Source organism: Acinetobacter sp. YH16031 (assembly GCF_013417335.1).
Lineage (GTDB): Bacteria > Pseudomonadota > Gammaproteobacteria > Pseudomonadales > Moraxellaceae > Acinetobacter.
In genome coordinates this window covers 1-3000 of record NZ_VPED01000097.1, presented here as the reverse complement: position 1 = coordinate 3000, position 3000 = coordinate 1, and the positions used below count along the sequence as shown (strand labels likewise).

General features: G+C 36.6%; 2 protein-coding genes. Both read right to left on the bottom strand.

Features of this window, described 5'->3' with window-relative positions; genetic code table 11:
- Nucleotides 1-133: 133 nt before the first annotated feature.
- Nucleotides 134-1018: an Mph(E) family macrolide 2'-phosphotransferase gene (locus FTV31_RS16120; RefSeq protein WP_000155092.1), complete on the bottom strand. Its 885-nt coding sequence runs from the start codon at nt 1016-1018 to the stop codon at nt 134-136.
- A gap of 55 nt (nt 1019-1073) precedes the next feature.
- A complete protein-coding gene (msr(E), locus tag FTV31_RS16115) occupies nt 1074-2549 on the bottom strand; it encodes an ABC-F type ribosomal protection protein Msr(E) (RefSeq protein ID WP_000052512.1) in 1476 nt (491 codons plus the stop codon).
- Between the last annotated feature and the right edge of the window lie 451 nt (nt 2550-3000).

Genomic DNA, 3000 nt, shown 5'->3' with positions numbered 1-3000 from the left:
CATAAGAAATTTTATGTTAAATGATTGTTAGAAATGCCCCTTGATCGAGGCATTTTCTATAAAGAATACTAAAAACTAATTAAAGCCAACCAAGTTTCAAAACAAGGCAGTTCTCAGCAATCATATTTTTAAATTATATAACTCCCAACTGAGCTTTTGCTCCAACGATAAGGCTTTCATTTTGAGTTTCTAAGGCAAATAAACCATACATCAAAGGAGAGGCCGCTGCTCTTTCTAAAGTCTGTTCATATAGTTTATTCCAAACTTTACCCCCTAGTTTTTCATACTCGATGATTAGAGTTTTGAGGCTTTCTTCTCCAAACAAAGTTACATGCCCAGCAAAATCAATCGCTGGGTCATCTATATGGGCTGTTGACCAATCAATAACGCCTGAAACAGCTCCATCCTTTGAAGCTAGTACATGCCCAGCATATAAATCGCCATGTATAAATTGGGTGAAATCTGCCCATAGAACATCATTATCCAACCATTTTCTGTAGCGGGTTTCCAATTGCTCACTTATACCAATTTCAGATTTTACTAACTGCAAATTGTTTGCTATTTCAGGTCTTAAATCTGAAGGTTTCATAATTTTCAAATCATTTTCCCGAACTTCTTTTTCAGGAATACTATGGATTTCAAATAAGGTTTTTGCCAAAGATGTTATGTATTTCGGGCTATCTTTGTCCATATTCCAAATTATTTCATAGGTTTCAGCATCCAAATTTAAAACAGGATTATCTTTAAGTATGGGATAAGCCACTAATTCTGTAGATGAAATTCTCCAATCAGGAACCTCTACAGAAAGATGTTTTTTTACCAATTCTAAAATGCGTTTTTCTTTCTTGATTTGTTCCCTCATGCCATCACGACGAGGAATACGCAGCAACCATTGTTGCCCCTTTGTATCAAGAGCAAAAACGACCTTAAAATCAATGCCCATTTCATTGAAATTCATTTTGTCCGTAAGCAACAAGCCGTGTGCTTCAGCAAGTGATTGAATATCTTGAATTGTCATTTTTAATTTCCTTTAAAGAGTTCAATAATTAATGTTCGGATTAGATTGGCTATCATTAACAATCTCTCTCAAAAGTCTTGATGATTTTGTGGTCTTTGATCTCGTAGATAATGTCAGCAATATTATCGACCAATTGCTTGTCATGAGATACGAAGATAATAGTTCCTGCATAGGACTTCATCATTGTTTCTAATGCGGCAATACTTTTTAGGTCAAGATAGTTTCCTGGTTCATCCATAAGCAAAATATTATATTTTCCTAAAAGCATTTTGGATAAAAGCAGTTTGATGATTTCACCTCCCGATAAGTCGGATAAGTTTTTTTGAATATCATTCGCTCCGATCCCCATTGAAGCCAATACTGCACGAATTTCCGCAACTGTGTACTCGCACTCTTCCTGCATAAAGGAGAGCACAGATTTATGCGTGTTAAATTTATATCCTGTTTGTGTAAAGTAGCCAATTTCAGCTTTTGGAGATATGGTTAATCCATCAGCACGTTCTGATATCATTTTTAACAAGGACGTTTTCCCTGTTCCATTCGATCCAGTTATAGCGACTTTAGCGCCAAGCGGTATTATAAAGTTAGCGTCATCAAAGATAGTACGGCTACCAAATTTTAAGCTCAGACCATCTGCCGTAATCGGGAACTTATTGTGCAGTTCTAGGGCTGAACTTTGACGAAAACGAATAGAACGCAAATGCTCTGGTGCTTGAATATCTTCTAATGCAGCCAAACGCTTTTCCATACTCTTAGCTGCCTGATACAGTTTTCTTTGCTTGGTGCCAGTCATTTTTGCATGCCCAAGTCGTCCAGCACTTTCGGTAGAGTTTTTGGATTTTTCTCCTTTTTTCTTATTGTCTAATCGATTAGCTTGCTGGCGTTTTTCTTGCACAGCAGATTCTAATCGCTCCCGTTCCTTCATCATCAGCTCATATTCTACGGCTTGGTGTTGTCGCTCTTCTTCTTTTTGACGCAAGTAATCCGAGTAACCACCCCAATATTCCGTAATTTTACCGTCTTTTAACTCCCATATCTTGTCTACAACCATATCAAGAAAATATCGGTCATGACTGATAACAAGTAATGCTCCATCAAATGCTTTAAGTTGACCAATAAGTAGATCTATTCCATTGAGATCAAGGTGGCTGGTTGGTTCATCCGCTAGAATGCCATGTACTTGTTGGGAAAATGCGGCAGCAATTTTTGCACGAGTTTCCTCTCCGCCACTCATTGTGTCGTTTTGTACATTGGAAACACCAAGGCGAGATAACATTGCCCGGTCTTCGACCGTTTCTATTTCGATTCCGCCCAGTTGGCTGATATGTGCAAAATCACCAAAACGCTGTAATGTCGCTTCGGCTAAAACAATTTCGCCATTAAGTACTTTGAGTAAACTACTCTTTCCTGCTCCGTTATCACCCACAAGACCAATACGGTCATAAGAGTGAATTTCCAATTCATCAATATCCAAAACATCACGCCCAGCATAATCCAAGCGTATGTTTCTCGCTTTAATAATTAAACTCATTTTTATTTACTCCTGTTTAGCTCTTGAAATTTTTTATGCAGCAAACAGGATTTAGGTGAAAACAAAAGCTAGCATCACAGTGTCCTCCCAAAAAAAAAGCTATTCATCCACAGGGTGGACAAATAGCTAGTCAATTAAGTTATAACTGGAAACTATGCACTAAAAGCATACTTATAAATTAAGCATACTTTTACTTTATATATCCGCATATATTCTTAAAGACACAACAAAAGCCCACCATTATAAAATAGTGTCACTATGCAAATAGTTGTGTCTTAACGAATGCGGATAGAATGCATAAACTTACCTAAAAAATAAAATTCAGTTTTATGATAACTTTACTGTTAAAAGAAGTCTAGACAACCTTGTTTTATGCTTGGATATAAGGCTTATTTTAAAATAATAGTAGTGAAGATTTTCTAAAATTAACATAATACACCTTATACGAAAT